Source organism: Fenollaria sp. C0166D3 (assembly GCF_056590255.1).
On sequence record NZ_JBWPVU010000003.1, the window covers coordinates 164,134 to 188,225 of the forward strand.

Annotated in this window: 22 protein-coding genes and 1 other RNA gene; 3 read left to right on the forward strand and 20 right to left on the reverse strand. The window is 37.4% G+C overall.

What is annotated here, in order from left to right:
* Positions 1-16 precede the first annotated feature (16 nt).
* The 3 genes from AC1EJ0_RS03215 to AC1EJ0_RS03225 are packed head-to-tail and all read left to right on the forward strand — an operon-like array spanning position 17 to position 4,530.
* Complete coding sequence (locus AC1EJ0_RS03215; RefSeq protein WP_058260629.1) at positions 17-742, forward strand: ABC transporter ATP-binding protein; 726 nt, start codon at positions 17-19, stop codon at positions 740-742.
* Positions 726-3,137 carry a COG1361 S-layer family protein gene (locus AC1EJ0_RS03220; RefSeq protein WP_480023132.1) on the forward strand — a complete coding sequence of 804 codons (2,412 nt, stop codon included), beginning with the start codon at positions 726-728 and terminating at the stop codon, positions 3,135-3,137. Before AC1EJ0_RS03215 ends, AC1EJ0_RS03220 begins: the two co-directional genes overlap by 17 nt.
* Positions 3,127-4,530 (forward strand): ABC transporter permease, encoded by a 1,404-nt coding sequence (locus tag AC1EJ0_RS03225; protein ID WP_480023131.1) that lies wholly within the window; start codon positions 3,127-3,129, stop codon positions 4,528-4,530. The genes AC1EJ0_RS03220 and AC1EJ0_RS03225 overlap by 11 nt, the downstream gene beginning before the upstream one ends.
* A gap of 98 nt (positions 4,531-4,628) precedes the next feature.
* Here AC1EJ0_RS03225 and AC1EJ0_RS03230 read toward each other — a convergent pair whose 3' ends face one another.
* From AC1EJ0_RS03230 to ssrA, 20 genes are all read right to left on the reverse strand, one after another.
* Entirely contained in the window at positions 4,629-5,756 is a 1,128-nt protein-coding gene (locus AC1EJ0_RS03230; protein ID WP_480023130.1) for a phosphodiester glycosidase family protein, read from the reverse strand.
* An 88-nt stretch (positions 5,757-5,844) separates the two neighbouring features.
* Entirely contained in the window at positions 5,845-6,825 is a 981-nt protein-coding gene (dusB, locus tag AC1EJ0_RS03235) for a tRNA dihydrouridine synthase DusB (protein ID WP_480023129.1), read from the reverse strand.
* Positions 6,818-7,594, reverse strand: coding sequence for a type III pantothenate kinase (locus tag AC1EJ0_RS03240; protein ID WP_058260636.1), 777 nt, complete (start codon positions 7,592-7,594; stop codon positions 6,818-6,820). Before AC1EJ0_RS03240 ends, dusB begins: the two co-directional genes overlap by 8 nt.
* Before the next feature lie 2 nt (positions 7,595-7,596).
* On the reverse strand, positions 7,597-8,349 hold the full coding sequence (locus AC1EJ0_RS03245) for an ECF transporter S component (RefSeq protein WP_480023128.1): 753 nt from the start codon (positions 8,347-8,349) through the stop codon (positions 7,597-7,599).
* A 154-nt stretch (positions 8,350-8,503) separates the two neighbouring features.
* Positions 8,504-9,718, reverse strand: coding sequence for a DUF819 family protein (locus AC1EJ0_RS03250; protein ID WP_480023127.1), 1,215 nt, complete (start codon positions 9,716-9,718; stop codon positions 8,504-8,506).
* Between the two features lie 386 nt (positions 9,719-10,104).
* Positions 10,105-11,916, reverse strand: coding sequence for an ATP-dependent zinc metalloprotease FtsH (ftsH, locus tag AC1EJ0_RS03255; protein ID WP_480023126.1), 1,812 nt, complete (start codon positions 11,914-11,916; stop codon positions 10,105-10,107).
* A gap of 1 nt (position 11,917) precedes the next feature.
* A complete protein-coding gene (gene hpt / locus AC1EJ0_RS03260; protein WP_480023125.1) occupies positions 11,918-12,466 on the reverse strand; it encodes a hypoxanthine phosphoribosyltransferase in 549 nt (182 codons plus the stop codon).
* Positions 12,456-13,811 carry a tRNA lysidine(34) synthetase TilS gene (tilS, locus tag AC1EJ0_RS03265; RefSeq protein ID WP_480023124.1) on the reverse strand — a complete coding sequence of 452 codons (1,356 nt, stop codon included), beginning with the start codon at positions 13,809-13,811 and terminating at the stop codon, positions 12,456-12,458. Before tilS ends, hpt begins: the two co-directional genes overlap by 11 nt.
* A gap of 89 nt (positions 13,812-13,900) precedes the next feature.
* Entirely contained in the window at positions 13,901-14,383 is a 483-nt protein-coding gene (locus tag AC1EJ0_RS03270; RefSeq protein WP_058260641.1) for a S1 RNA-binding domain-containing protein, read from the reverse strand.
* A 24-nt stretch (positions 14,384-14,407) separates the two neighbouring features.
* Entirely contained in the window at positions 14,408-14,716 is a 309-nt protein-coding gene (locus tag AC1EJ0_RS03275; protein WP_294794887.1) for an FtsB family cell division protein, read from the reverse strand.
* A 19-nt stretch (positions 14,717-14,735) separates the two neighbouring features.
* Complete coding sequence (locus AC1EJ0_RS03280) at positions 14,736-14,975, reverse strand: RNA-binding S4 domain-containing protein (RefSeq protein ID WP_320604655.1); 240 nt, start codon at positions 14,973-14,975, stop codon at positions 14,736-14,738.
* A gap of 88 nt (positions 14,976-15,063) precedes the next feature.
* Positions 15,064-15,357, reverse strand: coding sequence for an HU family DNA-binding protein (locus tag AC1EJ0_RS03285; RefSeq protein ID WP_294794892.1), 294 nt, complete (start codon positions 15,355-15,357; stop codon positions 15,064-15,066).
* Between the two features lie 137 nt (positions 15,358-15,494).
* Complete coding sequence (locus AC1EJ0_RS03290) at positions 15,495-17,063, reverse strand: putative polysaccharide biosynthesis protein (protein WP_480023123.1); 1,569 nt, start codon at positions 17,061-17,063, stop codon at positions 15,495-15,497.
* Positions 17,064-17,066: 3 nt separating this feature from the next.
* Complete coding sequence (locus AC1EJ0_RS03295; protein ID WP_058260646.1) at positions 17,067-17,750, reverse strand: response regulator transcription factor; 684 nt, start codon at positions 17,748-17,750, stop codon at positions 17,067-17,069.
* An 8-nt stretch (positions 17,751-17,758) separates the two neighbouring features.
* Positions 17,759-19,672, reverse strand: a complete 1,914-nt coding sequence (gene selB / locus AC1EJ0_RS03300) for a selenocysteine-specific translation elongation factor (protein ID WP_480023122.1) — start codon at positions 19,670-19,672, stop codon at positions 17,759-17,761.
* Complete coding sequence (selA, locus tag AC1EJ0_RS03305) at positions 19,672-21,054, reverse strand: L-seryl-tRNA(Sec) selenium transferase (protein ID WP_480023121.1); 1,383 nt, start codon at positions 21,052-21,054, stop codon at positions 19,672-19,674. Before selA ends, selB begins: the two co-directional genes overlap by 1 nt.
* 7 nt (positions 21,055-21,061) lie before the next feature.
* A complete protein-coding gene (gene selD, locus AC1EJ0_RS03310; protein ID WP_480023120.1) occupies positions 21,062-22,105 on the reverse strand; it encodes a selenide, water dikinase SelD in 1,044 nt (347 codons plus the stop codon).
* A 4-nt stretch (positions 22,106-22,109) separates the two neighbouring features.
* A complete protein-coding gene (locus AC1EJ0_RS03315; protein ID WP_480023119.1) occupies positions 22,110-22,721 on the reverse strand; it encodes a helix-hairpin-helix domain-containing protein in 612 nt (203 codons plus the stop codon).
* A 181-nt stretch (positions 22,722-22,902) separates the two neighbouring features.
* Positions 22,903-23,631, reverse strand: coding sequence for a DUF4190 domain-containing protein (locus AC1EJ0_RS03320; RefSeq protein WP_480023118.1), 729 nt, complete (start codon positions 23,629-23,631; stop codon positions 22,903-22,905).
* 110 nt (positions 23,632-23,741) lie between these two features.
* Positions 23,742-24,091: a transfer-messenger RNA gene (gene ssrA / locus AC1EJ0_RS03325) on the reverse strand.
* Between the last annotated feature and the right edge of the window lies 1 nt (position 24,092).

Genomic DNA, 24,092 nt, shown 5'->3' on the forward strand with positions numbered 1-24,092 from the left:
TAGTAAAGGAGGAAACATGCAAGAAATTATCGAACTGAAAAATTTAAAGAAAGCATTTAAGATCGGTAAAGAAAGTCTTCTTGTACTTAAAGGCATTGACCTAACTCTATATAAGGAGCAAGCGATATGCATTGTTGGACCATCTGGTTCAGGTAAATCTACTCTTTTAAATATGATGGCTGGACTTGAAAAGCCAACGTCTGGGGAGATAGTTGTCGGCGGTATACACATAGAGAATCTTAACGAGGATGACCTAACTAAGTTTAGGCAACTCAATGTAGGCTTCGTGTTTCAATCGTATAACCTCATCCCTACCCTAACAGCACTTGAAAATGTTGGATTGGGTTTGATATTTAAAGGCATACCTAAGAAAGAAAGAGATGAGCGTAGCGCGTATCTACTAGAGAAGGTTGGTTTGAAGGATAGAATGAAGCACAAACCAAGTGAGATGAGTGGTGGTCAGCAGCAAAGAGTAAGTATAGCGAGAGCTTTTGTAAATAAACCGAAGATAGTCTTTGCGGACGAACCAACAGGTAACCTTGATACTAAGACTAGTGTCGAGATTATGGAACTGATGACTACTATGACGAAGAAGGATAAACAGACGCTTATCATAGTAACTCATGACTTAGAAACAGCCGTCTACTCAGACAGAATCGTTCACGTGCGTGACGGTCTAATCGAGAAGGACGAAGTGAACAGAAATAAAAAGGAGGCAGAATTAAGTGAAGAAGATATTTAGCATATTATTAATAGCTGTAATGATGATAAGCAGCTTGAGTGTGAATATTTATGCTGGTAAACCTGAAGAAAAAGAAACAGTTAAACCAATCGAGGATGAAACTTTAGTTACTGGTGGAGCAAAGGAGCTTAGACAAGGTGATGAAGAAGATATTACATTCAGATTACCGGGAAATGATAAAAATACAATAACCGATATTTCCGCTAGTACTGACAGTCCTAACAACTGCTACGTTGTTAATACTATAGGTGGAAAAGGTTATGTAACTGTAACTATAAAAATACCAACTGCTGCTGAACAAGGTACTTATAAACTTTCTGTTAGAGGTAAATATAAAAGTGGTACCGAAGAAAAATATGTAAGTGGCTCAACAAATGTTAGAGTCAATGTTGTTAAGAGAGATACTCCAGGCAAAGATGAAGAAATTAATCTAATTTCAAGATCAACAACTGAATTAAATCCTGGCGAAGAAGCATCTATTTACTTTGAAACTGAAAGACCATTCTTTGGACTTAGCTTTTATGGACTAAGAGCAACAAGTGACAGCCCTAATAACTGCTACATCACAAACACTTATGGTGGCCGTAGCGACGTAGAACTTAGAGTTAGAATACCTCAAAGCGCTGAAGCAGGCACTTATAAAGTGTCTGTCACAGGAAAAGCAAGAATTGATGGTGAAACAGTAAAAGTATATGGAGAAGCTTATGTAAGAGTAAACGGCGGCAGTCAAAACAAGGCTCAACTAAAAATAAACAGAGTTGACGTTCTTCCTGAAGCAAATATTGTACCAGGCTCATATGTAGCCTTTGGCTATGAAATCGAAAATATTTCCGATGTTTTAGCAAAGAACGTTGAATTAAACATCTTTGGCCTTGCTGAAGCAGGTCTATCTGTTAGAGGCGGCACTACTACTCAAAAAGTTAAAGCAATCGAACCAGGTAAAAAAACATACGTTTACTATGAGATGAACGTAGGCAAGACTGCTAAATTTGGTTCCTATGAAATAAAAACTTCACTAAGCTATGAAAGTGAATTTAATAAAGAGCCAATCAAAGAAGAAACATCTGCCTTTATTAATATAGGTGGAGATGCTTCTCAAGACTCACAATTAATTATACAAGACCTAAAATTCCCAGCAGCAACACTTGGCGTTAACAAAACATTCGATGTAAGCTTTAAGATAAGAAATCAAGGTCAATCAGTTGCTAAGAGGATTAGAGCAAGCGCTAAGAGCGACGATCCATCAGGCGTTGTATCAAGAACAGTCTCCGACATACTTGTAAGAGACCTAGCTCCTGGCGAAGAAGAAACAGTTAGCTACAAGTTCTTTACAACAAAGGGCGGCTCGACTAAGAACTACCCTATCAATATTAAGATAGAATATCTTGATGATTTTACTGAAAATAAAGAACCAAAAACTGTTGAACAAATCGTCGGCGTCTTCCTAAACAATCCAGAAAGCATTGGCGATGGTAAAGACGCGAAAAAATCAACACCTAAATTAATTATAGACAGATACGAATTCACTCCAAAGCTTCCACTTGCTGGAAATGAGTTCGAAATGAATCTATCATTCTATAATACAAACGCGAAAAAAGCAGTAAAAAACATTAAGATAGATCTAACTAGTCAAGACACTACAGATAGTAACTCAAACACATCAGGCTCATCAGTCTTCACTCCAGTTGATAGCTCAAATACCTTCTACATTGGTAGGATAGCTCCAAATGGCAAAGTTGAAAAAACTATCAAAATGTTTGTTGTGCCAGACGCTACAGCAAAGACATATACTATCACAGCTAATTTTGAATATGAAGACGACGAAAATAACGAGTACAAATCAAGTGAAAATATTGGCGTGCCAGTTTATCAAGAATCAAAACTTGACATAGACCCAATAAATTATCAAACAAATGCCTTTGTTGGTGACAATATCCCTATCACAGCAAACTTCTACAACACAGGTAAAGTTACTCTATATAACTTCAAGGTGACTTTAACAGCTGATAACGCCACTATTAATAACGGCACATACTATATTGGTAACTTCAACTCCGGTGGACAAGACATTTACGAAGGCTCAATCATGCCGAACGAACCAGGTGAAGTAAAAGCTCAATTAAAATTCACATATGAGGACTCAACTGGTGAAGTCAAAGAACAAATTGAAGACATAAACATCACTGTTGATGAAGCTCCACCTATGGACCCAGAGCTTGGACCAGATGGCATGCCGATGCCAGACGGCAATATGGCTGTAGACGTGCCATGGTATAAGAATCCGCTATTTTATATACCAACTGCTCTAGTCTTATTAGGAGCAATCGGCTTTGTAATATTTAAAAAGATTAAAAATAAAAATAAAGAAAAGGATTTGAAGATAGATGAAGACTAAAGATCTAATATTGATGAGTTTGAGAAATCTTAATCGTCGTAAATTAAGAACATTCTTAACAGTATTAGGTGTAGTTATTGGCTCCATATCCATCATCATGATGATATCCTTAGGCTTCGGTATGACGGACTCGACTAAGAAGCAGCTTGCATCAGCCGGCTCCTTGACGCAGATCGACATCTACCCTGCCAATAGATATGGTGGCATGGATGAGGAAGATGGCAAGAAGAAAAAAACTGACAAGGTGGCTAAGCTTGACGACGCAACTGTTGAAAAGCTAAAAAAGATTCCGCATGTAGAAGCAGTTCTTGCCACTGAGCAGTTCGAAGCACAGATCAACGTCAAGAACCTACAAGGCTACGCGAGCATCGTGGGCGTTGACCCAGTTGAATACGCGAAGTTAGATATAAAGCTTGACAGCGGTAGAATGCTTCAAGAAGGCGATGTGAATCAAGTAGTCATGGGCCGAGACGTGCTTAGATGGCTAAGCAACCCGCAAAGGCCTCGTATGGGAGCCTCGCAGCAAGAAGAAAGAGACCCTCTTACAACGAAGATGTTTTTAACGCTTAATCAAGCTGGTGGATACGACCCAGAAGGTAATAGCAATGAGGCTAACAAGCCTAAGCAAAAATATCAAATTGAAGCAGTCGGCGTATTTAGAGATGACGACTACGAAAATAATTATTATATCGTTATGCCGATAGATTATCTTAGAAAGATGAAAAAGGATGCCAAAAAATTACAAGCTGGTAATAGGCAAAACGGCTACAATGACTATATGTTTGGCGGACGTGAAGATAAGGAAAACAAATACAATAACATCAAGGTAAAAGTCGATAGCGTTGACAATGTTCAAAAGGTTCAAGAGCAAATCGAAGCTATGGGCCTTAAGCCGCACTCGCTAAACGATATCCTAGTCGAAATCAATAACTCATCTAAAACACAAAGACTGATACTTGGCGGTATCGGCGCCGTATCCTTACTTGTTGCAGCCATCGGTATCTCGAATACCATGGTCATGAGTATATATGAAAGAACTAAAGAGATTGGCGTTATGAAAGTTATAGGCGCGAGCGTCTCCGATATTAAAAAGATGTTCCTTACTGAATCAGCTTTCATCGGTCTACTTGGCGGCCTCATCGGTATAGTCCTCAGCTTCGCGATAAGCGCCCTCATTAACTACTTGGGCGTGAAATATGGCTTCGCTGCCAATATGTCTGGAGGCGGCTACTCGCCAGACTTTGATCCGACTCAGCTAAAGATGTCAATCATACCAGCTTGGCTAGCACTAGCGTCCTTAGTGTTCTCAGCACTTATAGGTATAGTGTCAGGTTACTTCCCTGCTAAGAAAGCAACTAAGCTAAGTGCACTTGAAGCGATGAGACAAAACTAAATAGATAAAGGCAAAAGAGTGAGCAAATTAAATCTGCCCACTCTTTTTCGCACAAAATGGCGATGGACTCATCCATCGCCAATATTTATCTTTATAATCTATTTCTTCTTCTCTGCCTTAACATCTTGTACTAAAAATACTGTGTTAAGCGCTCTGCCTGCATTTCTATAGTACTTGCCATTCGCATACATAGCGCTCGATGCGCCGCCATCAAGGTTAAAGGCGTCAGTGCAGCCAAGGTCTTGCATTATACCTGTGACTTGTGCCATGGTGCCCGAAGTAGTCACCATGACTAATTGATTTGACTTATTTATGCCTATCAAAGTTCTTGCGCCTGCGCCAGTCGTCATCTTTGCTTCCATGCCCTTAACATAAGTTTCGTATACGCTCTTTGAGTTTTCTATTAGTAAAGGTCCTGCCGATATTATCTCACTTACCTTTGTATATGGAATCTTTTCGCCATTGTAATCAAAATCAGTTTCAGTCACAAAGCCGTCTTTAGTCTTCTTTGACAAAACTAATTCAAGTTCAACAGTTCTTCCCTCTTGAAATCTATCAGAAATATATTTATCGTCACAAGCCTCTTTGCCATAGTAAATTATGTAGCCATTCTTTGGTAAAACCATGTTTTCAGATGATTTATATACTTTACTTACTTTATTATCAACAACTTCTATAACAGTGCCGCCGCCAAACTTAGTAGCTACATTTCTGTATGAATTATATACGTAAGCGCCTTTTTCGCTTGTTAGATTGCCATTGACATTCCAAATTTCAAAAGTATTTGCCTTATTTGGTATAGTCCAATCATTCTCCCTAAGTCCGTCAAGATATCCATTGTAACGAAGAAAGCCTTGTACTATCTTGAATTTATTCTTGTCAAAAACAAGTAGAGACGCGTGATCACCAGACATGTTGATCATCTTGCCCTCAGTCATTTGCGTGCCATATGGGTAATAGCCGCCCTTGTACGCTTCAAAATAGTTTGCGTTTATCGCAGCTCTTGGCTTGTATGACGCAATAAAGTTTTTAAAATTCGTTACGCCAACTTGCTTCATATTTGGCTTAACCACCTTAAAAGCAGTAGTATCATCAGCTGTAACAGTAATTACATTGCAGCTTCTGTTTCTAAGCTTCACTTGCTTTACTTCAGTTTTAGCTAGTAGATTTACTTGACTTGCAAACATCATTATGGCCATGACTAGCGCCAATATTTTCTTCTTCATAATATTACCTCTCTTCGTTTACTTTATTCTATTATATAAGAAAGGCAAAAAAATTGCAAGAGAAAAGCCAAGATTTCTCTTGGCATATCTAATATTCATTATTATTCTTTAAATTTTCCCTATACTTTAGCAAAATTTCATATATCTCATCAAAGTCTTTGCTCTCACAGATGGCATTCTTCACCTTAGCTGCGTTTCTTAAGCCTTTGATGTACTGTAAGAGCTGCTTCTTCATATTGTTTTTTAATAGCTCCTTTGGATATAGTTCTAGATCTAGGTCCATGTGCCTTAGTGCAACGTCTATCTTTTGGTATTCTTCCGAAATATACTCTTCGCCTTTTAAGTAGCTAGCTATCTCTTTAAATAAGAATGGATTTGCAAGCGCCCCTCTGCCTATAGCAACGCCCTCTGCCCCTGTCACTTCAAGTATTTTTTTATAATCATCAAGGCTCGCCACATCACCATTAGCAATGACGGGTATATCGACTGCATCTACAATCTTTTTGATGTAGTCCCAATTTGCCTTACCTGTGTAGAAGGCCTCTCTAGTCCTTCCGTGAACAGTGATTGCATCCGCTCCCGCCTCTTCTATCGCCTTAGCGTTTTCGACTCCATTTAGGTGCTCATCGTCCCAGCCGATGCGTATCTTTACGGTGATGGGCCTCTCTGAAACGCTCTTCGCAGCTTTTACTACGCTATATACTTTTTCTGTATCTTTTAAAAGCGCACTGCCATCGCCATTCTTCGTAATCTTCGGCATAGGACAACCCATGTTAATGTCTATGATATCGATGTCCATAGCGTTTAAGTGATCTTCAATCGCTCTTTTATAGTCATCCTCATCGCTTCCAAAGATTTGAACCGCGTAGATGGCTTCGTCCTTTATCCTCTTTGTTAGATCCAAGGTCTTTTTGTCGTCATGAACAAGGCCCTTGACGTTAACCATCTCGGAGACTGTCATACCAGCGCCTAGCTCACAGGCTATGTGCCTAAAAGCATAGTCAGTAAAGCCTGCCATCGGCGCCAAGACTAGTGAATTTTTTATCTCAAAATTCGATATTTTAAGCATGATTCATCTTGTATATTTCGTAAAGGCCTAATAATGTTAGATTTGGCTCGATAAGATTAACATATTCGCTATGAACTGCGACTTTTTCAGCAAGTCCGCCTGTTGCAACGATTAGGACCTCGTCTTTAGTCTTTCCTATCTCTTGTAAAATCTTCTTTATGATATAGTCCATCTCCCCAATCTTTGAGTTCATAATGCCGCTTTTGATGCTCTCAACAGTGTTTTTGCCAAGAACGTGCTCTGGCATTTCAAGCTCAACGCGTGGAAGCTTTGATGTTCTCTCAGATAGAGCGTCCATCGATATCTTAAAGCCTGGCGTAATTATGCCGCCTAAGTAATCACCTTTTTCATTTAAGTAGTGATAAGTGTTTGCTGTACCTAAGTCTATAACTATAGCGGGCTTATTTGTGATGGCTCTAACGGCTACTGAGTTTACTATATTGTCCGAGCCAACCTCCTTTGGATTGTCCATAACGATGTTGATCTTTGTCTTAAGGTTTTTGCCGACAAGCTCTGCGTCGACCCCAAAATATTTTTTGATTGCATCAATCAGTGGTCCTGTCACAGGCGGCACCACCGATGAGATGATGGCAGCATTTATATCTTTCGCGTCAACTTTTGCAAAATCTAAAAAGTCATGAAAGATGATACCGTATTCATCCAAAGTTTTATCCTTATCAGTCGATAGCCTAAAGCTTTCTTTCATATTATTATCGTCGAACAAGCCTAAAACTATGTTAGTATTGCCGACATCCATTGCTAATAGCATAATTATCTCCTCTCAATTGTTAGTACTCTTGAAGCAATAACAGTCACCGCTACTATGGCTATAATGAGTTCAGGAATTGCGTTTGTTGTTGCAATCGCTAGTATATAGCCCTTCGAAGCACCAGAATCTAGTCCCAGCGCTCCCTCTATAAACGTGCCATAGATTAAATACATAAATGAAAGTACAAGTCCAGTGTTTACAAGCGTTCCAACGAAAGTCGGCACGACTATGTCAAGTCTGTACTTTTTCGAGCCTTTGATAATAAAGGCAAGTATCATAAGTGTAAGCAGCAAAAATACTGCGTTAACAACTTTGATTATGGTCTTGATCTCGGGACTTCCGACATATAGGATGACCCATCTTAAGTAGTAGATGAAGATCAGTGTAAAGACTGTTAGAGTGATTGCTTTGTTAGTTTTTTCATCTCTTTTACTCATAAATTTAAATACAAGACCCGATAGTAGTCCTATCAAAACTCTTGGCACAACCGCTATAATCGGGTTTAAAAATACTAGGGATATAGGATTTGGCTTGATGATAGCATTGATTATGCTTGTTATGCCAAAAACAAATCCGACTATGGCCCCAATAAGTGGACCTTCTAGTATACCCGCCAAGATGACTGGTATATGTAGTGTCGTTGCATTAGTTAGGCCAACTGGCACGAAGCCTATCGGCGTAAATGCGAATAGTAGTACGATAGCTATGTATATAGCTGTGTACGCAACTCTTTTTGAGTTCTTGCTCATGTTCATAAAATTACCTCCATTCCGGTTCGCTAAGGATACCGTTTGTTTTACGATAAATATTATAGCACAAAAGCCATCGCCATTGCAATGATTAAAAAAATAAGCAGCCAATATAATGACTGCTTACTCTGTAATAATATAGTTTACTAATTAATTCTTTTTATTGTAGTATTGTTCCTACTAAAATACCGTACCAGTTACCTAATACGTAACCAAGTGTACCAACTAATAGTGCTGGAACGATAAGTGCTTGCCAGCCCTTAGATACAGCCATAGCTGCTGCTGTTGTTGGTCCACCAACGTTTGCGTTTGAAGCAATGATAACTTCTTCGATTGAGAATTTGAATATCTTGCCAAATAGTAGTGATATGATTAAGTTTGTGAATACTATGATAGCTGCTAGTGCTAATAGTAGTGGAGATTGTTCGATGATTAACTTTAATGAAGCTGGTGCTCCGATTACAGCGAAGAATAAATAGATTAAGAAAGTACCGATTTCTTGGCTGCCGTTAATCTTTTCGAAGAAGCCGCTAAATACTGATGCAAGTATCATAGTGATAGTTGTCATGATTAGGTATTTGTTACCTAATAGACCGTTAAATAATTGCAATACAAAGTTGCTTGTAGGTATAACTGATCTTAAGAATGAAGCAATAAAGTCAGATACAGTAACAATTAGGAAGGCACTTGCAACTACTGTTGCTATATCAAGTAACGATATATCCTTTGCTCCCCAATATTGAGCTGCCATAGTCTTGCTGCTGTCTTTAAGATCAGAGTTCTTTTCAAGTTCATCGATGTATGGATGTTTGTAAGCTTTTTGTATGAATGTCATACCTGGTAGAGCTATAAGCACGAAGAAGTATAAAGCCATAAGTAGGTTATCTGCAACTAGTGCCGCACTTGTAATTGATTGATCAACTGCATAGTTGTCAGCCATAGCTACGAAGTTAACGCTACCGCCTGTGTATGTTCCTGTGAACATAGGGATAATATTGCCAATATCTGATATAGCCCCTCTTAAAATATAAAATGCTGCGAAAGAACCAAGTATAGTTCCTAATGAACTTAGTAGGTAAATAATGAATACTCTTCCTGATTCTTTAGCAATCTTCTTGATATTTGCTTTGAATAATAGCATAGGTACTGCTAGAGGTACTACATAGTCCCATACCGCATCATAAACTGGTGCACCAGCTGGGATTAGGTTCACGTTTGATAGTATCATAGTGATAGTTAACGCTAGGATACAACCTGTTACCTTGTTTGCCCATTTGTACTTTTGTTCTAGGAATATAGCTAGAGCTGCTGAGCAGGCTAAAACTGTCCATAGAGCCCAAGTATTCTCAGGCGAAATAAAACTTGCTAAAAACATAAAATCACTCCTTTATAGTAAACTATTACAATAATAATTATATCACTAGATAAATATTTTTTCAAGTATAAATGCTCATTTGTATAAATTTTTCTTATTCTTTATTGAGTATTTTGTAAATTAATCAATAGTGAGTAGCCCATACTAATGCTTTTGCACACCATAGTGCATTCGCGCGACAGATGTCATTAGCCCGTCGTATGCCATCTGCTCGTCATATGTCACCCGCTCGTCATATGCCATCTGCTCGTCATATGTCACCCGCTCGTCATATGCCATCTGCCCGTCGTATGCCATCTGCTCGTCATATACCATCTGCTAGAAACTTGCTTAGCAAAGCTATTGGCAATATAAAAAAGCACCTGCCTAAGCAAGTGCTCTATATACTATTCACCAAGAACTGCTAAAAATTCTTGTCTATTGATTGTTTCTTTTTCAAGAAGTGTTTGTGCTAATTTTTCAAGCTTATCTTTATGCTCTAAAAGTATTTGAGTCGCTTCTTCTTTTGCTTTTAAGATAAAGTCTTTGATCTCTTGATCTATGGCGTATTGAACTTCTTCTGAATAAACTTTTGTTCTGCCATAGTCCCTGCCGATGAAAACGTTTTCGCCTTCATTGTCATAGCAAACTGGTCCAAGCTTTTCGCTCATACCGTAGACAGTAACCATGTTTTTCGCAAGATCTGTAGCTCTTTCGATGTCGTTTGATGCGCCTGTAGATATATCTTTAAAGATAATCTCTTCGGCAATTCTACCACCAAGTAAGGACTTAAGCATATTCTCCATCATGGACTTAGTTGTGTAATTAAAGTCTTCTTTTGGAAGATATTCTGTGAAGCCGCCTGCCCTGCCTCTAGGAACTATAGTTATCATGTTAACTGGATATAGCTCGTCTGTGTAGTGACTAACTATTGCGTGGCCTGCTTCGTGGTAGGCAACTATCTGTCTTTCTTTTTCTATGACTGTTTGTGATTTCTTTTCTGGTCCTGCGACTACCTTGATTGACGCCTCTTGAACAAGTCTCATAGGTATCTTATCAAGATTTTCTCTAGCTGTTAATAGAGCCGCTTCATTTAGAAGATTCTCTAAATCTGCTGGTGAGAAGCCTACTGTTTTCTTAGCAATATTTTCTAAATCGACATCTTCATCTATCTTTTTGTTCTTTGCGTGAACTTCAAGTATTGCCTTTCTCGCCTTTACGTCAGGAAGTGAAACGTAGATATTTCTATCGAATCTACCTGGTCTTAATAAGGCTTTATCAAGTATGTCAGGTCTATTAGTTGCCGCCATAACGATGATGCCTTCGTTTTGCGAGAAGCCGTCCATCTCTACAAGGAGTTGATTAAGTGTTTGCTCTCTTTCGTCGTTACCGCCGCCAAGGCCTGCGCCTCTTTGTCTACCAACAGCATCGATTTCATCGATAAAGACTATGCATGGAGCATTCTTCTTCGCTGTTTGGAATAAATCTCTAACTCTTGAAGCACCAACGCCGACAAACATTTCCACAAAGTCTGAACCACTTATAGTGTAGAATGGCACGCCTGCTTCGCCAGCAACGGCCTTAGATAGATATGTTTTACCTGTACCTGGCTCACCAACTAGCAAAACGCCTTTTGGTATTCTCGCGCCAAGTTTAATATACTTCATAGGATTTTTTAAGAAGTCAACTATTTCAAATAGCTCTTCTTTTTCTTCGACAAGGCCTGCAACGTCCGCAAATTTAACGACTTTACCATTGACAGTTTTGGACTCTCTTGCTCTGGATCTGCCAAAGTTTTGAGGGCTCGTTCCATCTTGACCTCTTGGTGAGACCAAGGCTCTCATGATAAAGATGAAGAATATCATTGATCCAAGCATCATTAGTATGTTTATCATCATCGAGTTATCCTTAGGCATAGTAACGTCGTATTGAAGCTTGTCAGATATAACTCTGTCTTTTACATAATCATCGTAGATAGACTTCCATACATTCGGGTCTACCTCTACGTAATCGCTCTTGCCATCGTTCTTTGTATATTTAAATCCGTAGCCTTCTTGGCTAATTCTCTTTACTTTTCCATCTTTAATATCGTTTATGAAGGTATTGACATTAGCCCTGTCCTCTTCAAAAAAGCTGCCCGAGAAAAATCTCAGTGACACGAAGACAAGTATCAATATAAATGCATAAACAATTATATTTCTCATTGAAGATCTTCTCAATTTATTCCTCCTCATCTAAACAAGTTTCGTCTAAAACTCCAATATATGGCAGATTCCTTAAGTGCTCGTTATAATCAAGGCCGTAGCCGATTATGAACTTATCAGGTATTTCAAAGCCAACGTAGTCAACTTTTATATCTACGACTCTTCTTTCGCTCTTGTTAAGTAGTGTAACTATCTTAACTGATTTTGCTCCCTTATTTAAAAGGTACTCGTGAAGACACTTTAGAGTAAATCCTGAGTCGATGATATCTTCGATAATCAGTATGTCTTCGCCTTTTGGATCAAACTCCATATCTAGCTTTATGTTTACCTTGCCATCTGATTTAGTCTTGTTTCCGTAGCTTGACGCTCTCATAAAGTCTACTCTAAGCTCGTGATTATCAACGTTTTTTATTAAATCGCCCATAAATACAAAGGATCCCTTTAGTATACCAACGAAGATTGGGCTCTTGCCTTTGTAATTCTCAGTCAATTGTTTTGCTAGTTCTAAAACTTTTGCTTGAATTTCTTCTTCTGTGAACATTATTTCTTTAATTCTATAAGCCATCATTACCCTCCATTATAACGTTAAGATAGTTTTTAGTTTTGCTACTTGCTCTATATTTATCAGCGATGTCGTAGCCCACAACGTAGGCTATCTCGTCACCATTCATCAGAAACAAAACTTTACTTCTATCGTCCGAAGACACTTTTTTATCAACAAAGTAGTCCTTAATCTTCTTAGAACCCTTCATGCCGAAGGGGTTAAACCTATCGCCACTGCGTCTATTTCTAAGACTAAGCTTACCCGTCAATAAATCGTAATCTAGGTACTTTTTGCTAAGTATTTTATCACTTAATACAAATTTAAATTTACTGCCATAAATATTGTATACTTTATCCAATTTAAAGTCAAGCGATATTTCTTCTGAAAGCTCATTAATATCAAGCTTTTTGAATATAGTTTTGTCAAAATCATTCACAAGATAATGCTTGCCATCTATATCATATTTTTTACCCGAATCGAGATTAATTAAATTAATCATGTCCTCGATATTGTCTTTGCTAATATTGTTTAAATAATTTAAATTCTCTCTTAAAAATTTTCTTAAGACAAGAGTCTTTTCGTAGTGACCAAGCTCATTAAAGCTCTCTCTATCAATGGTATTAGACTTAACAATGTTAATGTACTTATCGTTAATAATATCTTCGAGATAAATATTATTCTCTTTTGCAATGGACGCGAGCCTCGACATAGACGAAACGATATTCTCATTAAAATTCTTCTTGATAAATGGAATAATCTCGTTACGAATCATGTTCCTTTTGTAATCGTTAGTGAAGTTCGTCGAGTCATCGACATATTGGATATTATTTTCCTTTAAAAAATCAAGTATCTCTGTCTTTTCAAAGCAAAGTATTGGCCTTACGTAAAAGTCCCTTCTTAATGGAATCGATTCAAGTCCATCAAGACCAGTCCCTCTAAATATATTCAGGAATATGGTCTCGGCTACATCGTTTTCATTGTGAGCTATGGCAACCTTATCTGCCTTGTGCTTTTCTTTGACCTCTTCGAAGAAAAGGTATCTTAGCTTGCGGCCCGCCTCTTCACAAGTAAGTGAGTGCTCCTTGGCATAGCCTGCCATGTCGATGTGCTCTACTTCATATATAAGGTCATGCTTCTTAGCGAGATTCTTTACAAAGTCTTCGTCTCTTTGTGCTTCAGCGCCTCTAAGGCCATGATTAACGTGACAGACAATGATATTCAGCTCGTAATCACTTTTGATTGCTAAAAGCATTTCAAGCATAAAAACAGAGTCAGAGCCGCCTGATACAGCGCTGACTATGGTATCGCCCTTATCGATTAAATTATTTTCTTCGATGAAATTTTTGAACTTTTCTAAACTATTCATAATAACCTCGCCCTTAGAAAAAATATATAAAGTAAAATTAAAGGCTGAACAAATTGTTCAACCTTGCTAAATTCATATTGCTTAAGAAGCTATCTATCGTAATTACCCTTCTTTGAGTGATAGCTGCTCCTTCTGTTTTCTTTAAACTTCATTTGATCCATCTTCTCAGTACTTTCTTTTAAAAATCTTGAAATCTTATCTTCGAAGCTTAAATCTTGAGACTCTGTCTTTTCTCCTTCCCAAGTGTAGACCTTTCTAGCTTGTGGCTTAGAAAAATCTTTTCTTGGCTTTGAGAAATCTTTTTTATTATTAAAATCTCTTTGCTTAACAAATTCTTTTTTTGGAAGAGTTTGCTTAATTGACAAACTTAGCTTTCCGTTCTCATTTGACAAAACTTTGGCTTTAACCTCTTGTCCCTTCTCTAAAACATCTGAAACGTTTTCCACGTAATCATTTGATATCTCCGAGATATGTACAAGACCATTTTGCCCACCTTCTATTTCGATAAAAGCACCGAAATTAGTAATATTAACAACTTTTCCACTCACGATGTCTCCAACTGAAAGCGTCATAAAAAACAAAATCCTCCTTAATTATTATTTGTTTTCCTTAAATATATCTGTGTCGACTTTGTCAACAACTTTTATTTCTTTAGGCTTAATCATGCCTAATTCATCTCTAGCTATTAGTTCAATAAATTCTTGAGTTTTAGACTTAGAAAGCAATACCTTTACGTCTGATATTTCGTCCTTAAGTTCTGCAATCTCCTCTTGCTTTGCCTTATCTTCTTTCACTAATTTATTGTAAGTTACTACTTGATTATATAAGTGGATTGACACAATTAATAATAAGGATATAACGCCTAACTTAAATGCTGTAATACCACCTTTTTTAGTTTTTTTCATAATCATCACTCCTTACAAATCATAGCTCTTTATACATCAGCTTAGCTTGATCCTTGTTTGGACTCTCCATCAAGGATAAAACCTCATAGCTTCTGTGATCATCGTTAAACGTTGTCGTTATAACGTCGCCTACTTTTAATTCGTCGCCAGGCTTAGCTACTTTTGAATTTATAAGTATCTTGCCGCTCTTCGCAGCATCATTAGCTACTGTTCTTCTCTTAATAATTCTCGATAGTTTTAAAAACTTATCAAGTCTCATGAAATCACCCTTATGTACATCGTAGAAAGTCAGGCATAGCCTGACTTTTTACTTATTCTGCTAAAATAAACTTCCCTTAGGGTCTAGCTTATTTTCTTTTTCCTTTAGTGTTAACTGTTTCTTTTAAAGTCTTACCAGCTTTGAAAACAGGTGCTTTTGATGCAGGAATCTTAATTTTTTGCTTAGGATCTCTAGGGTTTCTTCCTTCTCTAGCTTTTCTGTCCTTTACTTCGAAAGTACCAAAGCCTACTAGTTGAACCTTTTCACCCTTTTTAAGTGTTTCAGTAACAACACCTGTAAAAGCGTTTAGACAAGCTTCAACGTCCTTTTTAGTCATTTCAGTTTTTTCAGCCATAGCTGCAACTAATTGAGATTTGTTCATAATAAATCCTCCTTTTAAAAGTGCTTTGAAAAGCCATTTGCGGCTCTTCTATACTTATATTATAACCTATTTTCGCTAAAAATCAAGGTTTTTTTGCATTTTTTTCTAATTTTATTGAAAAAATAGCGATTTTTTTGCTATTTTGTGATAAAATCTTCTATTTTTACCAATTTTAACAAAAGTGCAAGACCTGCATAAACTATAATTCCAAACGAAATCGATAGCGATGTCGATATCAAAAGTGAAAATCTCATGCTTAAAAGTTCATATACTATCTTAACCGAGACAGCCATAATTATGCTTATAGCTAAAACTTTTATCGCGTATGATAATAAATTATATTTTTTATCAACTATCTTTTCTAGATCGATGTAGTTTAACACCATAGCTACTAAAAATGCGACGTCTGTACTTATTGCTGCACCTTTTACATTAAAGTAGCTGATACCTGTTAGTATATATGTTAAAACAATTTTAACGAGTGAACCGATTACAAGGTTCTTAACTGGCTTTTCTGGGCTTCCTACCGCTTGAAGTATGGCCGTAAGTATCTGTATCATGCATAAGCAGATAAGGCTTATTGATAGTATGCTAAGTAGCTCAGCTGTGCCGTTTATGGCCTCAGGCGAGTTATTGTAGTATATTAAGGATATGATTGGTTTACTTAGTGCAATAAAGCCTAACGCACATGGAAAGGCAAAAAGGCAAGTGAACTTAAGTCCACTATATATCGTTTGATGCATTTTTTCATGGTCATTTTTAACCATGTAAGCAGAAACTAGTGGTACTATACTCATTGACAAGGCTATGGATATAGCTTGAGGCATGTTAATAAGTGTTGTCGCCATACCCTTTAGCCAGCCAAACATATCGTTCGCCTCTGCCATAGTGTAGCCTATGTCTGTTAATCTCATAAAGACTAGCTTTGTATCGATAAAGTCCATAAGTGGATTGATCGACGCGCCTATGGTGATGGGAACTGCTATGGTTAAGATGTCTCTTATTACTTCTTTATCGTCATAGATAAAGCCGCTCTCATCAAGTCTTTCTTCTCCCTTATATGATTTATAATTAAATAAAAATACTATAAGCAAAAATAAAAAGCCAAAGAAGGCTCCGATTGAACCGCCTGATTGTGCTGCACCTGCTGCAACGGCTACGCCATACATCTTTAGGGCGTACTTTGTAAGCATTAGCCCAAAGATTAGTTTAAACAGCTGCTCTATAACTTGTGAAATGGCTGTTGGCACCATATTGTCTTTGCCTTGATAAAAGCCTCTAAATGATGACATTAAAGGTGCAAATATAAGGGCTGGTATAAGTGCGACTAAGGAGTACCAGCTGTTTTCATTTTGCAAAAAGCCAACTATTTGGTGGCTGAAAACGTAAACAAAGAGCGCACTCGCTATGCCCAGTATGAACATAAGCTTTGTCGACTCTCTGAATACTTTATGTGCTGCCTTTACTCTTCCTAGGGCATAATTCTCTGAAACAAGCTTGGCGACCGCTATCGGTAGGCCCGCTGTTGATATAGTTAAGAGTATTTGATACACAGGATAAGCCGCTTGATAGTAGCCAATCCCTGTATCCATGATGATGTTTGTTATAGGTATTCTATATACAGCGCCTATGATCTTAACTAAGATGCCCGCTATAACAAGAATAAAGGTATTCTTAAAAAATTTATTTGTTTTTTTCTTTTCCATATATTAATCTACGAAGTAGTAGCCTACCCCCCATTTAGTCTTTAAAAATTTTGGTCTCTTGCTGCTTTCTTCTATCTTGTTTCTAAGCCTTCTTATGTGAACGTCAACAGTCCTTTCATCGCCGTAGAATTGATAGCCCCAAACCTTTTCCAATAGGTCCTTTCTCGAGAAAACAACTTCTTTATTTGAAGCAAGTATATAGAGTAAATCAAATTCCTTGCCTGTTAGTGAAATTTCTACTCCATCTTTAAAAAGTTTTCTGCCAATGGTGTTTATGGTGAAGTGATTAAACTCAAGTATATTGTTCTTCGAATCGTCATTTGCGCCTTGAACTCTTCTAAACAAGGACTTCATCCTCGCTTTAAGCTCAAGAATATTGTAAGGCTTAACTAAAAAGTCGTCTGCACCATATTCAAGCGCAAGTATCTTTTTAATCTCTTCCTTATTATTTGTCGATATGATTATGGCGACGTTTGAGTCCCTTCTGATGTCTTGGCATAGATTGAGACCGCTCTTGTCTGGCAAGTCTATCTCCATAATTATTAAATTGTACTCATTTGGCTTAAGAAGCTTTTGTGCCTCTTCAGCGCTATATGCTGTATCTATAAGATACTCATCTTGTTCTAGACTGTATTTGAGACCCTGAACAAAGGTTTCATCACTATCTATTAATAAAATCTTTTGCATATATACTCCTACCTTTTTAATACTCTCTTATCGCCAAGCCTCTTAGTTAAATTGGCCTTGTCAAAATCTTCAAGCAAAGCAAGCGATATCTTTCTATTTGACGAGATAAGGTCCCTGTACTCTGCTAGACTTATCTCTTGATTCTTATTTAAATACTTAATTAGCTCTTCTCTTGCATTTAAGAAGGCTTTGTAACTTATAAAGTCATCTTGAAGTCTGTAGATGCTCTTGCTAGCTTGTAAATCTTGTAGTGCTTCATTTAAAAATTCTGAATTGATCTTGAGTTTATCTTGTATTGCATCTTTTGTAATACCGTCGTATTTTGCTTCTTCTATCATATTCAAAACCATATTCATGGACTTTTTGTCTTCATCCGACAAGCTTGGTGCGTAGCCCTTGATTGAGACTAACTCGCCATTTAGCTCTAAACTTCCTTCGTCAAGTATTAGCTTAAGAAGGCTTTCATATAGCTTTTGATTGTTATTAAGCTTCTTAAAGAATCTATTTTTAATCTCTTCTTTGAAAATTCCTCTCCTAAGTGGATATTTTTCGTAGTATTTATTTAAGTGAACTATTAGTTCTTCATTCACATTGTGTATATATCTTAATGATACAGGATAGATGCCGTTCTTTAATTCATATATAGCGATGGCTCCATCATCTACAAGTTCCTTTAGCTCTTTGTCAACTAAGTCCTCAGACTTACTTAATAATTTAGCGATTTCTTTTTTATTTAAGAAATCATCTTGTCTTGTGTAGATAAGATTGTTTAGAACATCAGTATCTGAGCCCTTTTCATTTATCTTAAACTCTTCAACGGCTTCTTCGTCGAAACGCTTTTTCTTCTTTGGATTAGTTTCAAGTATCACGCCGCCCGCTATAGTTGACATAGGTGAGTAGAATCTTAAAATGAATCTATCCATCCTCTTGCAAACTGTTTCGCTCTCAAGAATCAATTGCGCATAGCCTTCTTCGCCCGGATTAAGTACGTCTCTATCTAATAGCACGACCCTTGCAAGTATCTCTTCAGTGCCTAAGTATAAGAAGACTCTTGATCCATTCTTTATAGCTCTCTCTTGATCCTTAATGCACTCGATTTTTACGTCAATTAGATTAGTGTTCTTAAGTGCATCAGGAAGACTTATAACGCTGCCCCTATGTATATCTTCTTTCTTAACGCCAGGGATGTTTAGAGCGCATCTTTGTGAAGCGTAAGCCACATCTTGTGACTCTTGGTGCACTTGAATGGATCTGATCTTAGTCTTTATTCTCTCTGGATATATCTCAATCTCATCTTGTAAAGATAGTTTCCCGTCCATAAGCGTGCCTGTAACTATGGTACCAAAGCCTGATATAACGAAGACCCTGTCAATAGGCAGCCTTGGTGTATCGTTCTTTTCTTCTTTTTCAAAGCTATCGGCGTGCTTCCTCAATATATTTTTAATATCATCAATGCCTTCTAAAGTCTTGTTAGAAACCCTAACTATTTCAGAATTTTCAAGAAAAGTGCCTTTAAGACTGTCTCTTATGTCTGATGTGACAAGCTCTATCCACTCTTCATCGACTAAATCAGTCTTAGTTAAAGCAACAAAGCCGTGCTCAACGCCAAGCATAGTAAGTATGTTTAAGTGCTCGATGGTTTGAGGCATAACGCCTTCATCGGCCGCAATGACAAGCATAACAAGGTCCATACCGCTAACGCCTTGAACCATGTTTTTAATAAATTTCTCATGACCAGGCACGTCAACGATACCTACTCTTAAATCCTTTTCTAGATCAAAGTAAGTAAAGCCAAGCTCTATCGATATCCCCCTCTTTTGCTCTTCCTTTAACCTGTCAGTTTGTCTGCCAGTCAGGGCGCGTATTAAAGAAGTTTTCCCGTGGTCAACGTGACCCGCAGTTCCAAGTATTAAATGTTTCACTATCTCTCTCCTAAAATCCCCTTAAGTTCATTCGCAATAATTTCGTATTCTTCTTCGTCAATAGTCCTTAAATCAAGCAAGATCTTGTCCTTGTATATCCTAGTAATGATCGGTACTTCAAGCTTTCTAAGCCCTTCTTCAAGCTTTGCAGCTGATATATTTTTTGGATCAATTTCAATTGCCTTTGACTTGATAAATTGGTTTGGAAGTGAGCCGCCGCCTACTTCGGAGGCTGTTTCAACTATATTTAGTTCAGCTCCAGCCATACCTTCAAGAATTGAGAATAGTTTTTCTGCTCTCTTCTCAATTGATTCGAAAGACTCAGTAATCATCTTTATAGTCGGTATCTCAAATGTTTTGTTCTTGTCAATATAATAGTTTAGTATTGTTTCAAGAGCTGCTATAGTCATCTTGTCCACACGTAGCGCTCTAAGTAATTGATTCTTTTTGATTTGGCTGATGTATTTTTCCTTGCCTACTATAATGCCCGCTTGTGGTCCGCCTAAAAGCTTGTCACCACTAAAAGTAACTACATCGACACCACTTGCAACTGATTCCATAACAGTTGGTTCGTGCTCAAGACCATAGTCCTCAAGATTGATTAAAACACCTGAGCCAAGGTCCTCAATTAGAGGCAAATCGCCTTTTATAGTCGCAATTTCACTTGCGCTAACGCTTTCAGTAAAGCCTAAAATTTTGTAATTTGATGTGTGAACCTTTAGTATTGCGCCTGTCTCTTCATTTATAGCGTTTTCATAATCTCTTAGGTGAGTCTTATTTGTTGTTCCGACCTCCCTAAGCGTCGCCAAACTTCTCTCGCAAACGTCAGGTATTCTAAATGATCCGCCTATCTCGATAAGTTCGCCTCTTGAAGTGATTACTTCCTTGTTCTTACTAAGTGTATCAAGTACAAGCATAACAGCTGCAGCATTGTTATTTACGACAAGAGCCGCCTCTGCTCCAGTAATCTTTTTAAGCTTTTCTTCTATATGAGTGTATCTTAGTCCTCTTTCGCCTCTGTCTAAGTCATACTCAAGGTTTGAGTAGCTTGATAATAGCCTCATAATATTTTCTTGAGCCGATTTTGGCAGTTTTGATCTGCCAAGATTAGTATGGATGATGACACCTGTCGCATTTATAACTGGTCTAAGGCTATAATTAAGCTCATCAGCTAGCCTTTGTGCGACAGCCTTGTCAATATTTTTAAGTCTCTCTCTAAGTCCGTCCTCATCAAGACCATTCTTAATTTCGTCTCTCATCTCATCTAAGATAGTTCTTATAGTATCGTTGATCAGTTTTGCATCGTGAAGCTCAAATAATTTCTTAATCTCTTCATTTTCCATAACTTGATCAACGCCTGGAATCATTCTAAATAAATTCATATCACACCTACTTAATTAAAATATATTTATCGTCAAATTTTTTTGCCTTTGCAATAATATTTACATCAAATGGAAGGTCTATCCTTTCCATATAAGTCTTCGCATCCTCTTCTGATAGCGATATCAACAGTCCTCCAGAAGTTTGTGGGTCAAATAATAGGTCTTCCATCTCTCTTTTGATATCAGTATCTATCCTAAAGTTATCACCAACAAAAACTCTGTTATCGTAAGCACCTGCTGGCACAAGGCCCATCATCGCATAATCAAGTGCTCCCTTTAGTACAGGTAATTTCTCTGTATATAGTTCAACTGTAACATCAGTATTTCTAAGCATTTCGTATACGTGACCCATAAGTCCAAAGCCTGTTATATCAGTACATGCGTGTACATCAAGGCCTTCCATAGCGTCCTTCGCCTTCTTATTAAGCGTTTTCATTACTAAAACTGCTTCATCTAAGGAGTCCTTATCGCATATATCGCCCTTAACAGCTGTGTTTATGATGCCTAGTCCAAGTGGCTTAGTTAATATTAGGACGTCGCCCTCTTTAACGCCAGTATTTCTCAAAACTTTGTCAGGATGAACAAAACCAGTAACGCTCATGCCGTACTTAAGCTCATCGTCTTGAACAGTGTGTCCGCCTATTAGCAAGGCACCTGCCTCCTTAACCTTGTCAAAGCCGCCCTTTAATATTAGCTTTAATACATTTGGTGACAAACAGTTTGGGAAGCACGAGATATTCATCGCAAGTATCGGCTCTCCGCCCATGGCATAGACGTCTGAAAGTGAGTTTGCTGCTGCTATTTGCCCAAATGTATATGGATCGTCAACTATTGGCGTAAAAAAGTCCAAAGTTTCTATGATGGCTCTGTCCTCGCTAACCTTGTAAACAGCTGCGTCATCGCTTGTTTCCAAGCCTACTAATAGGTCTGGATCTGGCGAATTTTTTTCTAGTCCTTTTAATATTTGATCTAAAACCTCCGGTTTAACCTTAGCCGCTCAACCCGATGTTTTAGCGAAACTTGTTAATTTTACATTTATATCATTACTCATACAATCACCTTCCGTTTACGCTTATGTAATCTTTCATATTCTTAAACTTATTCTCTCCGATTCCTTCTATGTTCATGATATCTTCAATCTTTTTAAACTTCTTTTTCTCTCTATAATCAATAATCTTTTGCGCAGTCTTTTCACCAACGCTCGGTATTGATGTGAGCTCATTTAGATCAGCCGTGTTGATATTGATCTTTTTCGTTTGAACAGCGCTTGCCGCATGACTTGTTTCGTCTGTATTATTAGATGCACCCTTAGCAGGAACAATGATTCTTTCCTCATCAACTAGCTTTTCAGATAGATTGATTAAGTCGATGTCAGCGTCCTCAGTAAGACCGCCCGCCTCTTTAACAAGGTCGTCCATACGAGTGCCAGCCTTCATCTTGTATACACCAGGCTTTTTAATCTCGCCAGTGATGTGAGTGTAGATGTAGCCCTCTTCAGCATCAGCCTCGCTCAAAGAGTCCTTGGACCCAGTGTCAAAAGCTCTATCGACCTTGACCTCGCCATCGCTTTGATTAAAGAAGTCTTTATTCATTATATTTATAAATACTATTATCAGTATGACTATAAGAAATATCTTTAGTCCCTTTTTGATTTTATCGATGTCCATAGAATCACCAGATATATTATACCATAAATTTGATAAAAATGAAACAACTTTATGAACTTTTATTCATAAAGCTTTATGATGCTTGCAATTGCTTATTCTTATAGTAAATTGTTTAAATAAAATAAAAGTCTAACTTGTATGAACAAATTAGACTTTATAAATATACTTTATCTCTTAATAACTAATCCACTTTTAATTTACATTTAACTGATTGAGAATTGCCATCTCCATCGTATTTGTTTATTGTCATTGTTATATATTCACTCTTATTAGCTAGTCCTATAATTGATTGTGCTTCGCTACATTTAGCTCCTTCAGGAGTTTCTTGTGGATACTTAGCTACATCCCCTGGGTAACTTTCAGCTACTTCTCCTTTTTCATCAACTACTGTTACATCTAAACCAGGATCTAAACCAAAGAATAGTCCATCAGAAAAATCACTCTTATATCCTAAGTTCTCATAACTATATGTTACTATTACAACTTGTTCAGGTTTTTTGTCTGAAAATTCATTTCTTTCATCTGTACTTTTTACAGAATTAATAGTTAATTTCCATTGATTTTCTACAGTCCAAGTATCACCAATGCCCATAACTGTCTCTGCATCAGACTCTGTATTGTTATCAGAGCTTGATGTTTCATTTTCTGACGATGTAGAACTGCTTTCTGACTGATTTTCTACTTTTGTAATTGTGCCGGAATTGTCTTTTCCTCCATCTGAAAATAAAACAATTAGTCCAATTATGGATAAAACAATAGCTATAATAGCTAGCACTTTACCTTTCTTCTTTACAATAGCAATAATACCTAATACTATTCCTATAACCCCACAAATTAACGACATATCTTTAAAAATTGAAAAAGATACTAATAAGCATATTATGCCTAAAATCAAAGATGCAATTGCCACTACATTCACTCCTTTTTTATTACTTTATTAAATCATAACATAAAAAAAAATCAATACTATTTTATAAAAACCACATAAAAAAAGCCTATAGACTAAGTCTATAAGCAATGTGGTGGAGATGAGGGGAGTCGAACCCCTGTCCGAAAACCCTTCCTAAAGAACTTCTCCGAGCGCAGCTTTTTATCAAACTTCACTAAGACCAATTTAAAAAGCAAAATAAAGTCTTAGCTAGCTTTGAAATAATCTTTTAGCTTTTAAGCTTGGCTAAAAGATTTTCTCGTCTAAGTTGACCCAATATAAAGCCGAACGAGAAAACTCTATATTGAGAGCCGCCTAACTAGGCAGCGTATGCAAAATTATTGTTTTCTGCGTTTATATTTTTTTGACAGATGTGACGTATCCATCGACCCGGCTCGCTATTCTAAATTCCAAATCCCCGTCGAAACCAAAATTCATCCCCG

Excerpts from the sequence above, each read along its gene's own strand:
- AC1EJ0_RS03215 (WP_058260629.1), top strand. The coding sequence starts at position 17 with ATGCAAGAAATTATCGAACTGAAAAATTTAAAGAAAGCATTTAAGATC.
- AC1EJ0_RS03225 (WP_480023131.1), top strand. The coding sequence starts at position 3,127 with ATGAAGACTAAAGATCTAATATTGATGAGTTTGAGAAATCTTAATCGT.
- AC1EJ0_RS03230 (WP_480023130.1), bottom strand. The coding sequence starts at position 5,756 with ATGAAGAAGAAAATATTGGCGCTAGTCATGGCCATAATGATGTTTGCA.
- dusB (WP_480023129.1), bottom strand. The coding sequence starts at position 6,825 with ATGCTTAAAATATCGAATTTTGAGATAAAAAATTCACTAGTCTTGGCG.
- AC1EJ0_RS03240 (WP_058260636.1), bottom strand. The coding sequence starts at position 7,594 with ATGCTATTAGCAATGGATGTCGGCAATACTAACATAGTTTTAGGCTTG.
- AC1EJ0_RS03245 (WP_480023128.1), bottom strand. The coding sequence starts at position 8,349 with ATGAACATGAGCAAGAACTCAAAAAGAGTTGCGTACACAGCTATATAC.
- AC1EJ0_RS03250 (WP_480023127.1), bottom strand. The coding sequence starts at position 9,718 with ATGTTTTTAGCAAGTTTTATTTCGCCTGAGAATACTTGGGCTCTATGG.
- hpt (WP_480023125.1), bottom strand. The coding sequence starts at position 12,466 with ATGGCTTATAGAATTAAAGAAATAATGTTCACAGAAGAAGAAATTCAA.
- tilS (WP_480023124.1), bottom strand. The coding sequence starts at position 13,811 with ATGAATAGTTTAGAAAAGTTCAAAAATTTCATCGAAGAAAATAATTTA.
- AC1EJ0_RS03270 (WP_058260641.1), bottom strand. The coding sequence starts at position 14,383 with ATGACGCTTTCAGTTGGAGACATCGTGAGTGGAAAAGTTGTTAATATT.
- AC1EJ0_RS03275 (WP_294794887.1), bottom strand. The coding sequence starts at position 14,716 with ATGAAAAAAACTAAAAAAGGTGGTATTACAGCATTTAAGTTAGGCGTT.
- AC1EJ0_RS03280 (WP_320604655.1), bottom strand. The coding sequence starts at position 14,975 with ATGAGACTTGATAAGTTTTTAAAACTATCGAGAATTATTAAGAGAAGA.
- AC1EJ0_RS03285 (WP_294794892.1), bottom strand. The coding sequence starts at position 15,357 with ATGAACAAATCTCAATTAGTTGCAGCTATGGCTGAAAAAACTGAAATG.
- AC1EJ0_RS03290 (WP_480023123.1), bottom strand. The coding sequence starts at position 17,063 with ATGGAAAAGAAAAAAACAAATAAATTTTTTAAGAATACCTTTATTCTT.
- AC1EJ0_RS03295 (WP_058260646.1), bottom strand. The coding sequence starts at position 17,750 with ATGCAAAAGATTTTATTAATAGATAGTGATGAAACCTTTGTTCAGGGT.
- selA (WP_480023121.1), bottom strand. The coding sequence starts at position 21,054 with ATGAATTTATTTAGAATGATTCCAGGCGTTGATCAAGTTATGGAAAAT.
- AC1EJ0_RS03315 (WP_480023119.1), bottom strand. The coding sequence starts at position 22,721 with ATGGACATCGATAAAATCAAAAAGGGACTAAAGATATTTCTTATAGTC.